Raw genomic sequence first — 17,722 nt, 5'->3', positions numbered from 1 at the left:
GTTTGCCTTTCTTATGATTTTTTATTTTTATTTAATTCTACTTTATCATTCCGGACTTGATCCGGAATCTATTTAGTGTGCCAGATTCCAGCATTCGCTGGAATGACTGTCAAATTTACACAGCCTCTAATACTCTTTGTAATTTATTTTTTACTTCTTGTGCAACTGCTTTCATATCCGGATTATCAATTATGTGAGCCATAATGTTTGGGTCAAAAACAGATACAACCGTTTTGTTTTCTTTTTCATAAACAATTACGTTGCATGGAAGCAATAACCCTAATTCTTCTTCAACTTGCAAAGCACTGTGGGCAAGTTTTGGATTGCAAGCACCGAGTATTGTGTACTTTTTAAAATCAACATCAATTTTTTTCTTCAACGTTTCTTTCACATCAATTGTAGTAAGAATACCGAAGCCTTCTTTTTTAAGTTCTTCAGTTACTTTTTCAATTGCTTGTTCAAATGTGTAATCAGTTGTTTTGTTAAAACCGTATTGCATTACTTGATTTCCTTTGTTTCTTCTTCTTTATTTTTGTTAAAGATGGATTTCCAGTCGATGAATAGAAATCCCGCAAACGCACCATAAGCAACACTTATAAATGGATTGCCTGAAATTGGACATCCTCGATCGCATCCAATGTAATAATAATATGAATATCCAGCTATAGCACCACCAACAACTGGTAAAATGCGTTTAGCCCATTTCCAAACTATCTCAAGCCTGATGAGTTCCAACGAACCATTCCTCCACTTAAATTACTTGCGCTAAATCCCATTTTTTTTAGTTTAGATGCGGCTGTTAAACTTCGGCTTCCGGTCTGGCAGTAACAGATTATTTCTGCATCTTTAAACTTTTTTAATTCCTGTTCCCTGTCTTTTATAGAAGTTACAGGAATGTGATAAGAACCTTTTATAGAACTTTGTTTTCTTTCTTTATCCGTTCTTACATCAAGAAAAACAACATTTCTTTCTTTTTTAACTTTTGCTGAAGCATCAACTGGTGAATATTGTTTTATAGATTTAATCAAATAAAACTTTTTACCCACATAATAGATAATAAGAGCAATAACCGCGTATAATAAAATTTGTTCAGTTGCCATAAGCCTTAATTTTTTCTGTTTAGTTTGATAAGAAATTTAAGAAAAGGATTCAGAGTTTGCTGTGATCTAAAATGTGGAAATAACATACAAAAATTGGTGATCGGTTAACGAATTTGCCAATCACCAATTATGAAAAAGCAATTATGCTTCTTTTACAGCTAAAAATTTATTGTAAAGCCACATTAAAATTGTTGCAAGTACACCAATCCCAATTAACGCAAACCATACAAGTTCCGGTTTGCCCGCCGCTTTTGAAGATTGGTACAGCCAACCGCCAAGTGGATCACCGACAAATCTTGCAATTGCTATTGGAAGGAACGCATAACCCTGAAACAATCCTTGCTGTCCTGCAGGAGCGATATCAGAAATATACTCGTAATATCTTGGAGCCTGCACCATTTCACCAATCGCAAAAGCAACAATTCCTGCCGCGATAGTTGGTATGCTCGGGTAAATTCCGATGATAACCCATATCAAACTTGAAAATGCAAACCCGTATAAGATTGCTTTAGAGGTTGGTAGATTTTTCGTCAATCTATTTAATGGAATTTGTAAAAGAATAATTGCTCCTGCACCGGCCCACGATTGAATAATTTCATAAGGTGCGGAAGCACTTATATAATCTGTTATGTAATAAGGTACGATTATAAATTCCTGCCAGAAGATTATCCAGTACAAAGAATAGATTAAAAGAAAAATCATAAACCTAAAATTTGCAAGTACAACAAATAAGTTTTCAATTTTCTTTCCAAAAGATTCAACAACATCCGTGGCGGGTGATTTAACTTCTTTGTATAAAAGTATGTTTACAATCAGCATTGCAAAACAACTGATTGATGAAACTATGTAAACATATTGGTTACCAAAGCTATCGCGTACAAAGTATGCAATTGTTGGTCCAATCATTGCGCCGGCATTTACCAGCCAGTAATAAATTGCAAAGCCAAGTGATTTTGTTTCAGGTGTTGATGTAACTGCAACGGTTCCGAGTACAGATGGTTTGATAAAAGATCCTCCGAAAGCAGTAAAAACTAAGAATAACATTAACAACCAGTATTGGTTAAAGTTTCCGTACACACCCGAAAAAGATGACATTCCAACTGAGCCGATAAGAAAATATCCAAGGCCGAGAATTGTAAACGCAATATTAAAAGCTTTTCTAAATCCCCATTTATCAGCAAGAGTTCCACCAAGAATAGGAAGCAGATAAATCAAACCGCCAAAAATCCCGGAAAGCTGTCCCGCTTCTGCTTCTGTAAAACCAAGATCATTACGCATGTAAATCATAAAAACAATTTGCTGACCATAGTAAGCAAGTCGCTCAAACAACTCCATTACATTTGCCACCCAGAATGTTTTATGAAAACCGGATTTTAGATCTTGTAGTTTGTTTTTAATATCCACAACGATGCCTTTAAAAAATATTGCGCGCAATTTAGTTATGATGATTTTTAGTAACAAAAACTTTATCTCTTTAAATCGGAGTTGCAGCTTGTCTATTAAAACTGAGTTTACTTGTGTATTCATTACTCTTCATTTGTGAGCTAAAAACAGGCCTGTATATTTATAAATACTTAAATTAAAGCCATAATCTAATTCCATTCTCGGAACGATAATTGTTAATCCGTTAGTTCCTTACAATTAAATAAATTGAAATTGAAGAGAAATATTTTTAAACATACAGAGGCAATAAAAAAGATTTTTATGAAAACACACTTAATAACACTCCTACTAGTAACTACTTTATTTTCTATGGGTTTAGCGCAAAACAAAAACGCGGTAATATCTGAATTAAAAAACAGTGAAGTTAAAATTAAATTACACAGACTTATTGAGTTTAAGGATTCCGATACAAAAAGCGGCAGCAAATTTTTAGTTGCAGATATTACAATTGAAAATATTTCTGATAAGAGTATTCAAATGGGTGCTGAATATACAATGAGCATTACTCTTAAGGATGATAAAGGAAACGAATATCGTTCCGGTTTAAAGGGAGAAGGAATTGTTTCAACATATCTAACTAAAGACGGCAGTGAAGATCAGGATTCTAAAGCGCACAACTTATGCTTTAGCGATAACTTTCCTGTAAAAACAAAAGCAAGATCTTTATTGTGCGGATTCAAAGTTCCTATTGATTCAAAAATTGTTTCATTCGGTGTTAAGAAGAAAAATTTGTGGAGTGCTGTTAAATAAAACTTATATTCACAGGGGAGCATTATGAAAAAAGTACTTTTACTCACCTTTGTTCTATCAACTATCATTTTTGCCCAATGGGCACAGCATTTACCTAGCCCTTACGGAAATGCATTATTAGGTATAAACCTAGTAGGAACTGAAGATGTTTTTATTTCCAGCTTTGGAGCGTTTATTAAAAGCACAAATAATGGAATGGATTGGGAAGTAAAACGAAATATTAATGGGCATAATGATCTTTGGTATTCAGTATGTTTTATTAATAGCTCAATAGGCTGGATGTCTGGGAATGGGATAATCATTAAAACTACTAATGGTGGTGAAGATTGGGTTGATCAGAATCCTAACTCACCAGATCAGATATATGAAATCCGATTTTTTGATTCACAAAAAGGAATTGCAATAACCGGCCAAGAAAAAAGAATATTGGTTTCAAATAATGGAGGCGATACTTGGAATGTAAAAAATGTTCCATCAACTAATTTTCTTCAATGTGGATATTTTATCAACGACACAACTGGATGGGTTTCAGGCCAAAATGAAATTTTAAAAACTACTAATTCGGGTAATAGTTGGGTTACTTACAATATTGCTTCTTTCTACTTAGATGCTTTTTTTATTGACGAAAATATCGGATGGTTTGTTGGAAGTGGTGGGCAAATCTCTAAAACCACAAATGGTGGACAGAGTTGGACGAATCAAACATCCAACACGACAACACAATTCAACTCAATATTTATGATTGACCAAAACACTGGCTGGGCTGTTGGGTTTAATGGAGTAGTTGTTAAAACATCAGATGGAGGAACGAACTGGAACAGCATAACAACACCAACAACGGAAATGCTTACGGGCATCAATTTCTCAGATCAAAATAACGGCTGGGTTATTAGTAATAAAGGAACAATTCTAAAAAGTACAGATGGTGGTACAAATTGGATATTATGGTCAAGAAATTTAGAATCAAATTTAACAAACGGTTTTTTTCTAAACTCTCAAGTAGGCTGGTTAACCGGAAGTAATGGATTAATTTTTAAAACATTAGATTCTGGTGATAATTGGACAAGCACAATAGCGCCTGTAATAAACACTTTTAATGATATTGAGTTTGCCGATATTAATTTTGGGTGGGCCGTTGGTAACAACGGGAATATTATTAAATCTACTAATGGCGGATCAAATTGGAATACGCAAGTATCTGGTGTGACAACCAAACTTAATTCAATTAGCTCGACTGGTACTGATACCGTTTTTGCTGTCGGTTTGAATGGTACAATTTTAAAAACTACGGACGGGGGAAATAATTGGATAAATATAATACAACCCACATCAAATCAGTTTAGTAAAATTATTAAAGATGATAATAATGACTTGTGGATTTGCGGTTATGATAATTCAAGTTTTACTCCTCTCTTACTTAAATCAACGGATTATGGAATCGGTTGGGAAAACAAATTCTCAACTGATTCGATGGCACTTTATGCTATTACAAAAACAAACAATGTCATTCTTATTAGTGGCGGTAAATCTGGTCCTAGCGGAATAGAAATGTTAATTTATAAAAGTTCTGATAATGGTGAACAATGGTCAAATATCCTGTCAATACCTGGAAATATTAATGGTGCCAGAATTATAGAAATCTCTATAAACAACAATGGAGATTATGTCGCCATATCGCTCAATAAAATATTCTTTTCGTCTGATCAGGGGAACACATGGAATTCTGAAAGTTTTCCATTAGAAACACTAACCTCATTATTTTTTTCGGATTCTAATACAGGCTGGATAACTGGACAAAATAGTCTAGTTCTAAAAAATACAAATTCTGGAATCACAAACATCAAAACAATAGATAATTGGATAGATAATTATTCTTTATCCCAAAACTATCCAAACCCATTTAATCCAACTACAAAAATAAGTTACAGCATTGCAACAGCAGGAATTGTTTCACTAAAAATCTATGATATTCTTGGAAGAGAAGTTTCAACATTAGTGAACGAAGAAAAATCTGCAGGTAGGTATGAAGTAAACTTTAACGCATCACAACTAGCAAGTGGAGTTTATTTTTACCAAATAAAGGCAGGCAGTTTTACTCAAACTAAAAAACTTATGTTATTAAAATAATTTTTGAATCATTAAGACTAAATGCTCAATGTTTTAATATTTAATTGAACGTTGAGCATTTATAATTAAACCCTCGCCGATGAGGCGTTTTTCATTTCTTAGAAAACACGTTTTTATTTCCATTATTTGGCAAAATTCATTTTGCAATTAACAATCAATAATTTCGTTTTATCAACTTAAACACAACATTTATATTTAATTGAGTGGCATACTTTTAGAAAAAACGTTGTGCTTTAATTTATTATTTATTCAATGTTGCTAATTGTAAAACTTTGTAGAATTGATTGTTTATGAGTTCAAAAACGTTTCATGGTGGGGTTCATCCCAAAGAATATAAAGAACTAACTGAGCACCTTAAGTTTGAATATTTTCCGCTGCCCGATCAAATTATTCTTCCACTTTCGCAGCATCTTGGTAAAGAAGCTTCTGCACAAGTTAAAAAAGGTGATGAAGTTACAGTTGGGCAACTTGTTGCAAGTGCAGAGGGATTTATTTCTGCTCCGGTTCATTCTTCTGTTGCAGGAAAAGTTATGAGCGTTGGCAAAGAACAAACTTCAAGCGGATTTCCAAAAGATTCAATTGTAATAAAACGAAATGGGACGATAGAATCTGAATCAATAACCAAAGAATTTCTTTTACCAAGTCTTAATCCTGAAGCAATTACTCCCGATGAAATTAGAGAAAGAGTAGCACTTTGTGGAATTGTTGGACAGGGCGGCGCAGCTTTTCCAACATCTGTTAAACTTACTCCGCCTAAGGATAAAGTAATTGATGTGGTGATTCTTAATGGCTGTGAGTGTGAACCTTATCTTACCCGCGATTACAGATTTATGATTGAACGCCCGGATGATTTGATATCAGGATTAAAATTAATAATGAAAGCTCTTGATGTTAAACGCGGAGTAATTGGAATTGAAAATAACAAACCAGAAGCGATTGAGTTATTATCAAACAAAATTAAGTTTGAGCCCGGGTTAGAAGTTGTATCATTAAAAACAAAATACCCGCAAGGCGCGGAAAAGATGTTGATTAAAGCCGTAACAGGTAAAGAAGTTCCTCCGGGCAAACTTCCTATGGATGTTGGTGCCGTTATTCAAAATATCGGAACTGCAATTGCTATCCACGATGCCATAGTTAAAAGCGAAGTTTTAATTACGGCAGCATTGACAGTTTCCGGAAAAGGGATACTGAATCCAAAAAATTTAATTGTTCCTGTTGGTACTTCAATTCAAAGTGTAATTGATTATTGCGGCGGAGTAACAGAAGACGCAGTAAAAATTGTTGTCGGTGGCCCAATGATGGGCGTTGCACAGTTCGATTTATGCACCTGTAATGAAAGCAACATCTGGAATTTTAGTTTTAACAAAAGATGAAGTTGCAGAAAACCCGGAAACGCCCTGCTTGCGATGCGGCCAGTGTGTTGGCGCTTGTCCATTAAATTTAATGCCGACAAAGCTTGCAAGATATTCACAACTAAACAGATTTGAAGATGCGGAAGGAGCAGGAGTAACGGTTTGTATGGAATGTGGAACTTGTGCTTACACCTGTCCGGCAAATATTCCTCTTGTTCAGTGGATAAGATTAGGCAAACAAAAAGTTTTAGACTTGCAGAAGGAAAGAGCTGCAACTAAGTAAGTCAATGCGAATCCGACTTTAGTCGGTGAAGCAATCTTTAAATAAAATTAGGTTATTTAAAATAATGACAGATCACTTCCTCCCGCTGTCCCGGGACTCGTGATGACATCAAAAAAAATATGGAAACAGCTACAATTACAGAAACAAAAAAAACAGTACACTTTGATTTAACAACATCACCTCATTTGCATTCAAAGTGGTCAACATCAAAAGTGATGTGGTTTGTTAATCTTGCACTCGTTCCCTGCATTGCATCAGCATTGGTATTCTTTGGAATTTACCAGGCTGTAATAATGATCACGGCTGTGATTTTTTCTGTTGGTACAGAAGCCGCAATTCAATCAATACGAAAAAAACAAGTTACCTGGTTTGATGGCAGTGCAGCATTAACAGGTTTGCTTTTATCCTTAACATTGCCGCCTAATTTTTCTTTATCAGCAACTGCAATTGGTTCCGTTGTTGCAATTGGATTAGGCAAGCAGATTTTTGGCGGATTGGGATATAATATTTTTAATCCTGCTTTAGTAGGAAGAGCTTTTTTGCAAGCTGCTTTTCCTGTACAGATTACAACCTGGACTCAGCCAAACTTTGCTGTTGATGCTGTTACAAGCGCAACTCCGCTGGCCGCATTTAAGTTTGATAAAATTTTAACAGCACAAACTCCCTTGATGATTGGAAATATTGGCGGTTCACTTGGTGAAACATCTGCAATAGCTGTTTTGCTTGGTGGAATATTTTTAATAGCAGTTGGAATTGTTAACTGGCGAATTCCACTTTCAATGATTATCGGAATGTTTTTATTTGGCGGAATATTCTGGTTAATCAATCCGCAAAACCCTTCTCCGCTTTTCCACATCTTTGCAGGAAGTTTTCTTTTCGGTGCAATGTTTATGGCAACTGATTGGGTCTCATCCCCAATTACAAATAAAGGCATGTGGATTTTTGGATTAGGAATTTCTCTCGTGTTAATAGTAATCAGAATATACGGCGGCTTACCCGAAGGAGTTATGTACTCAATTTTATTTATGAATGGATTTGTTCCTCTTATCAACAGATATACAACTCCAAGAATTTTTGGTGCTGTTAAGGAGGAGAAGAAATGAAAGTAACTCACATTGTTGCAGCACTGACAATTATTGGAATCATTGCCGGCGGATCGTTGTCGCTGGTTAATAACTGGGCGGCACCAAAGATCGCAGCTAATCAAAAAGCCGAAACAGAACGAGCTATTTATCTTGTTCATCTTGATGGAAAAAGATACGAAGAAATTAAAAACTCAGGATTTGAAGTTTATAAAGTTTTTAATCAAGCAGATTCATCAGTCGGATATTCACTCGTTTATTCCGGAAATGGTTTTCAGGGAAAAATTAAATTGATGATTGGCCTTGCTGAAGATTTAAACAAAATCACTTCGATCGAAGTGCTTGAGCAATCAGAAACTCCCGGGCTTGGAACAAAAATTCTTGAGCCGCCATATAAAGATCAGTACAAAGGATTAGTACCTGCCCCAACAATCAAGCTCATAAAAGGAGTTGAACCATCAAATCCAAATGAAGTTAAGGCAATAACCGGCGCAACAATTTCATCACGCTCTGTTGTGGCAATTGTAAATGAAGGAGTGGGCAAGTTGAAAGAACTTGAGAACAAAGGAGCATTAAAATGAAAAAACAAGTATCGCTCCTAAGAGAATTTACAAAAGGCTTGTGGGAAACAAATCCAGTTTTTAAGCAAATACTTGGAATGTGTCCGACACTTGCTGTTACTGTTTCAGCTATAAATGGAATTGCAATGGCGCTTGCCACAACTTTTGTTCTTGTATTTTCAAGTTTGCTTATTTCGCTTGTACGAAAATGGATTCCTAACCAGGTTAGAATAGCATCATACATTGTTATCATAGCAACCTTTGTAACAATTGTAGATCTTGTAATGAAAGCTCAGTTTGTGGAGTTAAGTAAAGCGCTCGGTCCTTTCATTCCACTTATAGTTGTAAACTGTATTATTCTAGGCAGAGCAGAAGCTTTTGCGTCAAAAAATAATCCGTTAAGATCAGTTTTAGATGCGCTTGGAAACGGCGCTGGATTTTTAATTTCACTTTTTGTGCTCGGAAGTGTTAGAGAAATAATCGGATCAAGAACAATTATGGGTTTTCAGGTTTTACCAAATGGATTTGAACCCTGGTTAATAATGATTTTACCGGCTGGAGCATTTTTAACCCTTGGTTTGATGATGGGGTTTGCGAATATGTTTATCGAAAGAAAGAAAAATTTAGAACGTGAATCTTTAATTGCTCAATATAAAAGATCCGGAAGAGAAGAAATTACAGAAGAAGTTTTAAAAGAGGCTGGAGTATAAAATGGAATTACTAATAATTTTTATCTCAGCAGCATTAGTTAACAACTTTGTTCTATCATACTTTCTTGGAATTTGTCCGTTCATCGGAGTATCAAACAAAACTTCTTCCGCTATTTCAATGGGAATGGCCACAACATTTGTAATGGTACTAACGGCAATTGTTAGCTGGCTTCTTTATAATTTGATTCTTGTTCCGTACAAATTAGAATTTTTACAAATTCCATCCTTCATTTTAGTTATTGCCGCACTTGTTCAGTTTGTTGAGATGGTGATCAAAAAAGTTTCTCAGCCGCTTTACAGAGCGCTTGAATTTTTCTTCCATTGATAACGACTAACTGTGCAATTCTTGGTTTAGCACTTTTAGCATCAATGAGAAGTTATGACTTTTTAGAAAGTGTAATTTTTGGATTTGGCGCAGGGGCCGGATTTACGCTTGCCTTGGTAATTATGGCAGGAATAAGAGAAGAACTTGAACTGGCAGATGTTCCAAAACCATTTCGGGGTGCGCCGATTACATTAATTGTAGCTGGAATTCTTGCACTAGCTTTTATGGGCTTTGCGGGAATGATTTAATTATTTAGTCATCCCGAACTTGTTTCGGGGTCTATTTAAATCTTTGAGATGCTGAAACAAGTTCAGCATGACTTATTAAACTGAATTTATTATTGAGGATAAAATGATATCACGAAGAAATTTTTTAAAGATTGCCGGTCTAACTTCTGTTGCACTCGGTGCTGGATACACAACAGGCAAGTTAACTGGTAATTCTAAATCTGTTTATTATGCGGTGCACGGGTTTATCCCAGCAGACGAACAAGTAATAAACAATCTTGTTTCAGTATTTAAGAATAAAGTAAAAAGTAATTCACAGCCGATTGTAATTTCTGATTCAAAAATTGGAGAAGTAATCAATAGGTTTGATTTACAAGCAAACAAACAATCATTTTCTACTAATGGATCAATTATTTACAGAATTAAAAGATTAGACAAGCAAATTGATTCGGATGTTATAGTAAGCGATGGGAATAATTCTATTTATGCTTTAGATGATTTTACTTCTGCATTAGAAAACATCAGAAGAAATATAAAAAATAAAAAAGCACAATATTTCTTTACAGCAGAGTACAATGAAAGCGATTTAATTTCTTCAATATTTAAATCAAACAGAAAAGAAATTGTAATTGAGAATGAAAGAGGTTTGGTTGATAGAATATCGTTAAATAAAAATTATAAAAATGTTTTTGTTGATGGTCCGCTAGGTAAAACAGGTTTTAAGATAGAAAATGGAATTGCACAAGTTCATACTTCAACTTGCAGACATGGAATTTGTAAGCATACTGTTGCTAGTGGAGTTGGAAATGTAATAGCTTGTGCGCCAAACAAAGTATTAGTGAAAGTAGTTTTAGTCTAATTTGAAAAATGCAATTGCATATGGTGTTTTGGTAATCGTTCTTTTTTTTATTGGGTTTTTCATTGCCAGGAACAATGATAATGAAACCAAAACAATTAAATACACTCAAATTCTTCTTGGAACTGTTGTAGATATTCAAGTCCGAGATGATGACGAAAAAAAAGCTGAAGATGCAATTACACAAGCATTTGCTGAAGTAAAACGAATAGATGATTTGTTTACAACTTATAATGAAGAAAGCCCTGTATGGAAAATAAATTATTCAACAGATTCAATTATCTCTGTTGATCCTGAGATCTTTAGTTTAATTGTTCTTTGTGATTCAATCACAAAAATTTCTGATGGATGTTTTGATGTAAGTCTTGATGATCTCACAAAGACCTGGGGGTTTGATTCTGATAATCCACATTTGCCGTCTCAATCAGAAATTGATTCGGCATTAATTAAAAGTGGATGGCAGAAAATTAAAGCTGTTGGTAATAACCAGGTTATAAAAACAGGAATAGTTGGACTAAACTTTGGGGCGATTGCAAAAGGTTACGCTGTTGATAAAGCAATGAATGTTCTTAGAAAATCAGGATTAAAAGAAGCTCTTGTAAATGCTGGCGGTGAGATTAGCGCACTTGGTAATAATTGGGTTGTTGGTATTCAACATCCTAGAGAAACAAATTCGATTATTAAAAAATTAAAACTTAATAATTATACAGTTGCAACTTCCGGAGATTATGAACAGTATTTTGAAAAAGATGGGATTCGTTATCATCACATACTTGATCCTAAAACTGGTTATCCCTCAAAAGGATTGCAGAGTGTAACGATAATAAGTAAATCCAACGCTTTCGCAGATGCACTTGCGACTGCAGTTTTTGTGATGGGAAAAAATCAAGGAATGAAGTTGATAGAAAGTCTAATAGATACCGAAGGAATGATAATTGATTCTGAAGGAAAAATATTTTACTCGACTGGGTTTAAAAAGTTTTTAATGTAATTACTTAGGGGTCATCTCGAACTTGTTTCGGGATCTTTGATGAATTTGAAAGATGCTGAACCAAGTTCAGCATGACAAAGCAGAAGGAAAATAAAATGGATTATACATTAATAATAGCAATAACCACTATGGGCGGACTGGGATTTATCTTTGCCGGCGCTCTTGCCTTTGCAGACAAAAAATTGCGTGTTGAAGAAAATCCTAAAATTGCTGAAATAAATGATATTCTTCCAAACGCAAACTGCGGTGCTTGTGGTAATGCAGGTTGTTATGATTTTGCAGTTAAAGTTGTTAACGGTGAAGCAAAAATAACTGGATGCCCTGTTGGCGGACAAGATGTTGTAGATGAAATTGCCAGAATAATGGGAATGGAAAGTTCCGCAAGTATTAAGCTTGTTGCAAGAATTCTGTGTAACGGCGGCAATATTGAAGCTGTTACAAAAGAAGGAGTTGAATATCTTGGTCCACAAAGCTGCTCTGTAAAAACAATTGTTGCAGGTGGAGATAAAATGTGTTTGTATGGTTGTCTAGGTGGCGGTGATTGTGTTGATGCTTGTCAGTTTGGTGCAATATTTATGAATGAAAATGGTTTGCCCGTTGTTGTAGAAGAGCTTTGTACAGGTTGCGGGCAATGTGTTGAAGCTTGCCCACGTGGAGTAATTGAAATTCATCCCGAAGACAGAGAGTTATTTGTATTCTGTAAAAATCATGATGATCCTAAAAGATCAAAAGAAGTTTGTAATGTTGCTTGTTTTGGCTGCGGAATCTGTGCGCGCAAATCCGATGGCGGAATTGAGATGCGAGACTTTTTACCTGAAATAAATTACGATACGCTTGATCTTAGTAAAATTCCAATTGACAAATGTAAAACAGGTGCCATAAAGTTAATTCATCCGGAAAGAGCTGCGGAAATTTTAAGAGAAGAAAAAATAGAGATAAAGGTAAGTTAAAACGTCATTTCCGTGAACCTGCCCGCGGTAGGTAGGAACGGGAATCTTGGATTTAACTAAAAAGTGGATTCCCACTTTCGTGGAAATGACAAATCAAGAAATGTATACAGAAGAACTTTACGAAGAAGGAATAGTTAAAGAATCAAAAGATGGAATTGCTACAATTGTAATTTCAAATTCTGATCAATGCGAAGAATGCACTGCAAAGCTTTATTGTAAACCTGGTAGCTCAAATGAAAGAAGTTTAGTCGTAAAAGATCCTTTTGGAGTTAAAGTTGGAGATAAAGTTAAAGTGATGATTAAAGGAAGCAAGTTGATTAGCGCTTCTTTTATTATTTATGGAATACCATTGGTACTTCTTCTACTCGGGTTGATTATTGGAATGAATGTTTTTCATGAAAACAAAGAAATTTACTCAACATTCTTTTCGTTTGTCTTAGCAACCAGTTATCTCTTTATTTTCTGGATGATTGGGAAGAAGGAAAAATGGAGTTCTAATAATTATCCAGAAATAATTTTTGTAAGTTCTAAAGCAAATCAAAACTAATTTTCTTTATTCCAGTCCCAAACTTTTAGCCCACTTATTTTCAAAATACTAATAAGTAAAAATCCTGCGCCAATCCATTGAACTGGTGATAAAATTTTCCCGTGAACAATATATTCGAGTACAACAGCAACAAAAGGAAATGCGAGTTCACAAATTGTAGCAATAGAAGCGCTAATCTTTTTTAATCCATAATAATAAAGAAAAATTGCGGGTCCACCAGTTGTAAAAGCAATTATTAAAAATATCCAAATTTGATTTACTGAAATTTGAGAAACAGAATAAATTGTTCCAGAGGATAAAACAATTGTTAACATTATTAATGCTGTTAAAGAAAATCTTAAAAAAGTTCCAACTTCATAACTAACATTACGCAGAGCACGTTTGCTTAATACTGTTGAAGATCCAAAACTTGCTGCTGCCAACAAAGCAAATAAAGCTGCAATTGTTGTTTTATCACCTGTATTTAGATTAGGGAAATTAAATCCAAAAGTCATTATATAAGCACCTAAAATTGCTGTTGCAGCCCAAATAAAAAACTCACGTTTTAATTTTTCTTTTAAAATTATTCCAGCCAAGGCAATTGCAAAAATAGGCTGCATTTTTTGGATGAGAACAACAATTGAAAGATTAACAAAATCAACATAAAATAATGCGCGAGTAATTGCCATTGTTCCAATTGCACCGCCAAATAATGCAACGCCAATAAACGCAAGCCAATCTTTAGGGGTTAGATTTTTTATCACCGAAATATATTTTGTAAAAAAAGGAGCGAGTATTAATGCAACAATCGTACTTTCAACAAACACAACTAGTGTAACAGGTAAACTGTATAAAGAGGGGCGTAAAACTATTCCATCAACAGCCCAGAGTGATGCTGCGATTATTACAACGAGTGATGAAAAAAAAGTCGAGGAATGTTCTGTTTGATTTACTTTGTTCAAAAACTATCTCGAATATTTTTTGTAGATTGAAATACATCCAACCTTAATTTTATGATTAAAATATAAACTGCAAAAATTATAGTAACTGCGTTAGCTAAAATTATGGGGTAGGAATCCAGCATAATTCCGTATATCAGCCAAAAAACAAAACCAAAATTCAATAATGAAAACATTCCAAGCGAAATATCTTTTGTGTGTTTTGTCTTGTAAACCTTAACTGCTTGCGGAATGAAAGCTACAGTTGTGCAAAAAGCTGCTAAATAACCTAAATATGATTCCATATTTCTCAATTTATTTTGTGGAGTAAACTTATAAATAAAAGCGGAAATATTTCTTTTAAAACCATTGGGACTTATATGTTGTGGCTAAAAATAGCCACAATGAAGTCATGAGTAAAAATTACGCTTTCAATTCAAAAACTTACTTTTCAACCTTTTTCGATCTTTGAAATTTCAACGGATTCTCAATAGTCAAATGGAATAATTATTGCATAAATCTGATAAAAATTAGATTTATTCTTTTTCTTGTAAAGAAAAGCATTTTGTAGATATAATTCAAAGAAACTCATTACATAATTTATATAACCAATTGAGGAAACGAAGTGGAAGACCAATTAACAAAAGAAGTAGTAAAAAATAAAATTGCTGATGATTTTGATACAGATCTTGAAAAGATTGTAAGTAAAATTGTGCTTCCAACTGAACTGCCAAATTGGAGCAAAGCAGAAACCTCTTTACAGAATAAACTTCAGTTTGTTTTAAAAAGAGTTAATCTATCAAAATCACTTTCTGATGATGATATATCTAAATGGATTAACGCTTCAAACGAAACGTATGAATTATCTGCTTTACGTACATATCTTCTATTAAGTTGTGTAAATATGATAGGTGAAATCAGCAGAACCGAAACACCAATTTCATTTTTGTCATGGCTTGATACTTCAAATTCGGTAACAACAAGAAGCATTCGTGAAGAATCAATAAATAAAGCAATTAATTCGGTTGGTGTAGTTGATGATCAGAAAAAAGCCGTTAAACTTATTAAATCAGTTTTTGCACAATATAGATTAACCAACTCTGTTGATTCAAATTACTTCTCTTTCTTTACAGATGCGCTTGATAGCGATACACAAAATTGGATTGCGTCAAACAGCTGGATATATCAAGATAATCCTTTAGAAAAATGGGCAAATCTACAAAATGTTAAAGAAGGTTATTCCAACTTAACTTCTGCAGAAAATAAAAGATTAACAAATGCTAGAAAAAGATGGGATACGTTGGATACAAATCAAAAGTTATTTGAAGTATCTCAGTTTTTGGAATTTTTATTCAATCAGTATAATTTATGCCAGGTAAATCCACCTGTTAAGGTGGATAAAGATCCGGTTGCAAAAGTTTGGAAAGATATTGATCAGGCAGTTGGTGAATATAAAGTCAATTACTTATCAAACTCGTTATTCAATCATATTGGAGCAGATGGACAGAAGTTTAAATTCAATGAAGTTAGATGTGTATTTAAAGAAGAAGAGCTAATTGTATTCGAAGGTGATGTTAGGGAAAAAGATAGAGAACTTTGGTTAAAACGACTTTCTGAATGGTTAAAGACAAAAATTGATTCTGAAAATGCTGCTGGCGAAACAATCTTTTTAACCCCTAAAAATCAGGCTTTAGTGCTTAGTGGTGAAACACTTGCACCACTATTGGAAAAATGGATTGATAAAGCAGTAAAAAATATTTTAGATAAAAAATAATTTTTAATAACGGGTATAAACAAAAAAACCATGGTAACACCATGGTTTTTTTATTTTAAAATAAAATCTTGGATTAGCTTTCAGCTAATCTAATTGTCAATCTTTTAGGTGTCGTAAAGTGAGCGTTAAAAACAGTAGTTGCTGATTTTGGGATATGAACATCAATAGATGCTTCTTTAAATAAAAATTCAAAGTTTAACTGATTTGGATTCGCTTGAAGTGTCTTTTTGGATTTTTTCTTTTTCATATCCATAAGCGTACGAAAAACATTTTTTATTGTATTAAAAAATTAGTGGGAGTAAACTAAAAAGATTAATCTATAAATGGAAGGAACATGAAAAATTTAAAATTAATTTTTCATCAAAACGGATAGAATATTTTAAAACTGTAATAACATATTACAGTTTTAAAATATTTTGTATTAAATCACAATCAACAAGTCTTTCATATCTAAAGGAGAACATAAAAATTTTTATATGAAAGAAAAAAATTAAATCAAATAAATTTATTTTCCATCATAAGTAACTTCTTTTAAATAATGTCCTGGATCCATATGTCTTAACATTACAGTTGTTGTTGTAAAGTTTTTTTCCTCTCCAGGTTCAAGTCTATCTATATTGGCAGTGGAAGGTTGCGCATCAATTAAATAAGTTACAACTATGTTTATTAAAGTTTCATCAGTGATGTTCTTAATTGTTCCAGTGTAACTTGCAAAATCACGTGGCTGAATTGATGGCGCATCAATATTTACTGCTTCTCTTGTTTTATTGTAAGATGCATTAATCTCAACCGCATCTTTTTCCTTTAGGAAATTATCATAAACAAAATATCCAGCAACCATTACAACAACAAAGATTAATAATTTTTTCATAATTAGGCCTTATATTTTTTATAGATCCAGTTAATTGTCATTTCGCAACACTCATCACCTAAAAATAACCGCACACATAAAATAATTTTCAAATAGCAAACAATGATGCAAAATTTGCCAAGTACTTTTTACAAAAAGTGCACCAATAATTTATTAACATTCATTAGGAGGCTATATGAAGAAAAATGTGTTTTTTAAGTATTTTTTTATTTTAATTATAACAATTTTACCCCTTTTATCGGTAGGATGTGTGCAAGAACAACAGAAAACAGAAATGACGAAATCAGAATTAATTGAGCGCGGTAAGTTTTTAGTTGCTGTTGGTGGATGTACTGATTGTCATACTACCAAGATATTTGGTCCGCAAGGCCCCCAACCAGATACAACAAGATTTTTGGCAGGTTATCCTGCAGAAAATCCCTTACCGCAAGTAGATATGAATTTGGTTCAACCGGGTAAATGGGTCTTATTTACACAAGATATAACAGGAACAGTTGGCCCTTGGGGCGCATCTTTTGCCGCGAATCTAACTCCTGATAATGAAACTGGAATAGGAACCTGGCAATTAGAAATGTTTGTAAATGCTATGAGGACAGGAAAACATCTTGGTGCAGGTAGACCAATTTTGCCCCCAATGCCCTGGGAAAACATCGGGAGACTGTCAGATGAGGATCTTAAAGCAATATTTAATTATCTCAAATCGCTTAAACCTGTTAATAATAAAGTCCCAAATCCGTTAAGCCCAGATCAATTGTCTGCTTTAAAATGAAGTGAATTCCCTGCTCAAAATGTGGCAGGGATTCTTTTTTGCTTCATTACGATTCAATTGATTATGGCTAAATCTGTACACTAAAATA

The 17,722-nt window shown here is 33.9% G+C and carries 19 protein-coding genes and 2 pseudogenes; 13 read left to right on the top strand and 8 right to left on the bottom strand.

Translation table 11 applies throughout. The features are described from left to right. Nucleotides 1–115 precede the first annotated feature (115 nt). The 4 genes from IPJ23_13635 to IPJ23_13620 form a co-directional block, all read right to left on the bottom strand. A complete protein-coding gene (locus IPJ23_13635; GenBank protein ID MBK7631716.1) occupies nucleotides 116–499 on the bottom strand; it encodes a DUF302 domain-containing protein in 384 nt (127 codons plus the stop codon). Further along, nucleotides 499–714 carry a hypothetical protein gene (locus IPJ23_13630; GenBank protein ID MBK7631715.1) on the bottom strand — a complete coding sequence of 72 codons (216 nt, stop codon included), beginning with the start codon at nucleotides 712–714 and terminating at the stop codon, nucleotides 499–501. The genes IPJ23_13635 and IPJ23_13630 overlap by 1 nt, the downstream gene beginning before the upstream one ends. Then, complete coding sequence (locus tag IPJ23_13625) at nucleotides 711–1,100, bottom strand: rhodanese-like domain-containing protein (protein MBK7631714.1); 390 nt, start codon at nucleotides 1,098–1,100, stop codon at nucleotides 711–713. Before IPJ23_13625 ends, IPJ23_13630 begins: the two co-directional genes overlap by 4 nt. A gap of 141 nt (nucleotides 1,101–1,241) precedes the next feature. Then, complete coding sequence (locus IPJ23_13620) at nucleotides 1,242–2,627, bottom strand: MFS transporter (protein MBK7631713.1); 1,386 nt, start codon at nucleotides 2,625–2,627, stop codon at nucleotides 1,242–1,244. Between the two features lie 177 nt (nucleotides 2,628–2,804). On the opposite strand from IPJ23_13620, the gene IPJ23_13615 reads away from it, so the two are divergent. The 11 genes and pseudogenes from IPJ23_13615 (at nucleotide 2,805) to IPJ23_13565 (ending at nucleotide 13,303) form a co-directional block, all read left to right on the top strand. Further along, nucleotides 2,805–3,293, top strand: a complete 489-nt coding sequence (locus IPJ23_13615; protein MBK7631712.1) for a hypothetical protein — start codon at nucleotides 2,805–2,807, stop codon at nucleotides 3,291–3,293. Nucleotides 3,294–3,317: 24 nt separating this feature from the next. Then, entirely contained in the window at nucleotides 3,318–5,420 is a 2,103-nt protein-coding gene (locus IPJ23_13610; GenBank protein MBK7631711.1) for a T9SS type A sorting domain-containing protein, read from the top strand. A gap of 290 nt (nucleotides 5,421–5,710) precedes the next feature. Continuing rightward, nucleotides 5,711–7,055 (top strand): annotated as a pseudogene (gene rsxC / locus IPJ23_13605) (electron transport complex subunit RsxC). 119 nt (nucleotides 7,056–7,174) lie between these two features. Further along, a complete protein-coding gene (locus IPJ23_13600; GenBank protein ID MBK7631710.1) occupies nucleotides 7,175–8,158 on the top strand; it encodes an RnfABCDGE type electron transport complex subunit D in 984 nt (327 codons plus the stop codon). After that, nucleotides 8,155–8,718 carry an FMN-binding protein gene (locus tag IPJ23_13595; GenBank protein ID MBK7631709.1) on the top strand — a complete coding sequence of 188 codons (564 nt, stop codon included), beginning with the start codon at nucleotides 8,155–8,157 and terminating at the stop codon, nucleotides 8,716–8,718. The genes IPJ23_13600 and IPJ23_13595 overlap by 4 nt, the downstream gene beginning before the upstream one ends. Beyond that, a complete protein-coding gene (locus IPJ23_13590) occupies nucleotides 8,715–9,407 on the top strand; it encodes an electron transport complex subunit E (GenBank protein MBK7631708.1) in 693 nt (230 codons plus the stop codon). Before IPJ23_13595 ends, IPJ23_13590 begins: the two co-directional genes overlap by 4 nt. A 1-nt stretch (nucleotide 9,408) precedes the next feature. Next, a pseudogene (gene rsxA / locus IPJ23_13585) lies at nucleotides 9,409–9,980 on the top strand (electron transport complex subunit RsxA). Nucleotides 9,981–10,083: 103 nt separating this feature from the next. Next, nucleotides 10,084–10,818 carry a NusG domain II-containing protein gene (locus IPJ23_13580; protein ID MBK7631707.1) on the top strand — a complete coding sequence of 245 codons (735 nt, stop codon included), beginning with the start codon at nucleotides 10,084–10,086 and terminating at the stop codon, nucleotides 10,816–10,818. Between the two features lies 1 nt (nucleotide 10,819). Further along, nucleotides 10,820–11,806, top strand: a complete 987-nt coding sequence (locus IPJ23_13575; GenBank protein ID MBK7631706.1) for an FAD:protein FMN transferase — start codon at nucleotides 10,820–10,822, stop codon at nucleotides 11,804–11,806. A 95-nt stretch (nucleotides 11,807–11,901) separates the two neighbouring features. Continuing rightward, nucleotides 11,902–12,756 (top strand): RnfABCDGE type electron transport complex subunit B, encoded by an 855-nt coding sequence (locus tag IPJ23_13570; GenBank protein ID MBK7631705.1) that lies wholly within the window; start codon nucleotides 11,902–11,904, stop codon nucleotides 12,754–12,756. An 85-nt stretch (nucleotides 12,757–12,841) separates the two neighbouring features. After that, nucleotides 12,842–13,303: a SoxR reducing system RseC family protein gene (locus IPJ23_13565; protein ID MBK7631704.1), complete on the top strand. Its 462-nt coding sequence runs from the start codon at nucleotides 12,842–12,844 to the stop codon at nucleotides 13,301–13,303. On the opposite strand, the gene IPJ23_13560 is transcribed toward IPJ23_13565, so the two are convergent. Next, a complete protein-coding gene (locus tag IPJ23_13560) occupies nucleotides 13,300–14,244 on the bottom strand; it encodes an EamA family transporter (protein ID MBK7631703.1) in 945 nt (314 codons plus the stop codon). The two genes, IPJ23_13565 and IPJ23_13560, sit on opposite strands and share 4 nt — an antisense overlap. Then, nucleotides 14,241–14,525 (bottom strand): SemiSWEET transporter, encoded by a 285-nt coding sequence (locus IPJ23_13555; GenBank protein ID MBK7631702.1) that lies wholly within the window; start codon nucleotides 14,523–14,525, stop codon nucleotides 14,241–14,243. The genes IPJ23_13560 and IPJ23_13555 overlap by 4 nt, the downstream gene beginning before the upstream one ends. Nucleotides 14,526–14,845: 320 nt before the next feature. Here IPJ23_13555 and IPJ23_13550 point away from each other — a divergent pair, with 320 nt between their 5' ends. Next, a complete protein-coding gene (locus tag IPJ23_13550; GenBank protein ID MBK7631701.1) occupies nucleotides 14,846–15,994 on the top strand; it encodes a hypothetical protein in 1,149 nt (382 codons plus the stop codon). A 73-nt stretch (nucleotides 15,995–16,067) separates the two neighbouring features. On the opposite strand, the gene IPJ23_13545 is transcribed toward IPJ23_13550, so the two are convergent. Both IPJ23_13545 and IPJ23_13540 read right to left on the bottom strand, forming a co-directional pair. Continuing rightward, nucleotides 16,068–16,241, bottom strand: a complete 174-nt coding sequence (locus IPJ23_13545) for a hypothetical protein (GenBank protein MBK7631700.1) — start codon at nucleotides 16,239–16,241, stop codon at nucleotides 16,068–16,070. A 258-nt stretch (nucleotides 16,242–16,499) separates the two neighbouring features. Beyond that, on the bottom strand, nucleotides 16,500–16,865 hold the full coding sequence (locus tag IPJ23_13540; GenBank protein MBK7631699.1) for a hypothetical protein: 366 nt from the start codon (nucleotides 16,863–16,865) through the stop codon (nucleotides 16,500–16,502). A gap of 274 nt (nucleotides 16,866–17,139) precedes the next feature. Between IPJ23_13540 and IPJ23_13535 the strand changes: the two genes are divergently transcribed. Next, the gene (locus IPJ23_13535) at nucleotides 17,140–17,634 is read left to right on the top strand and encodes a c-type cytochrome (protein ID MBK7631698.1); all 495 of its coding nucleotides are present in this window, start codon (nucleotides 17,140–17,142) and stop codon (nucleotides 17,632–17,634) included. Nucleotides 17,635–17,722 lie beyond the last annotated feature (88 nt).

It is taken from the genome of Ignavibacteriales bacterium (assembly GCA_016709765.1).
Classification (GTDB): domain Bacteria; phylum Bacteroidota; class Ignavibacteria; order Ignavibacteriales; family Ignavibacteriaceae; genus IGN3.
Note: the sequence above shows the minus strand (reverse complement) of the source record. Positions and strands in the feature narration are given on the sequence as shown.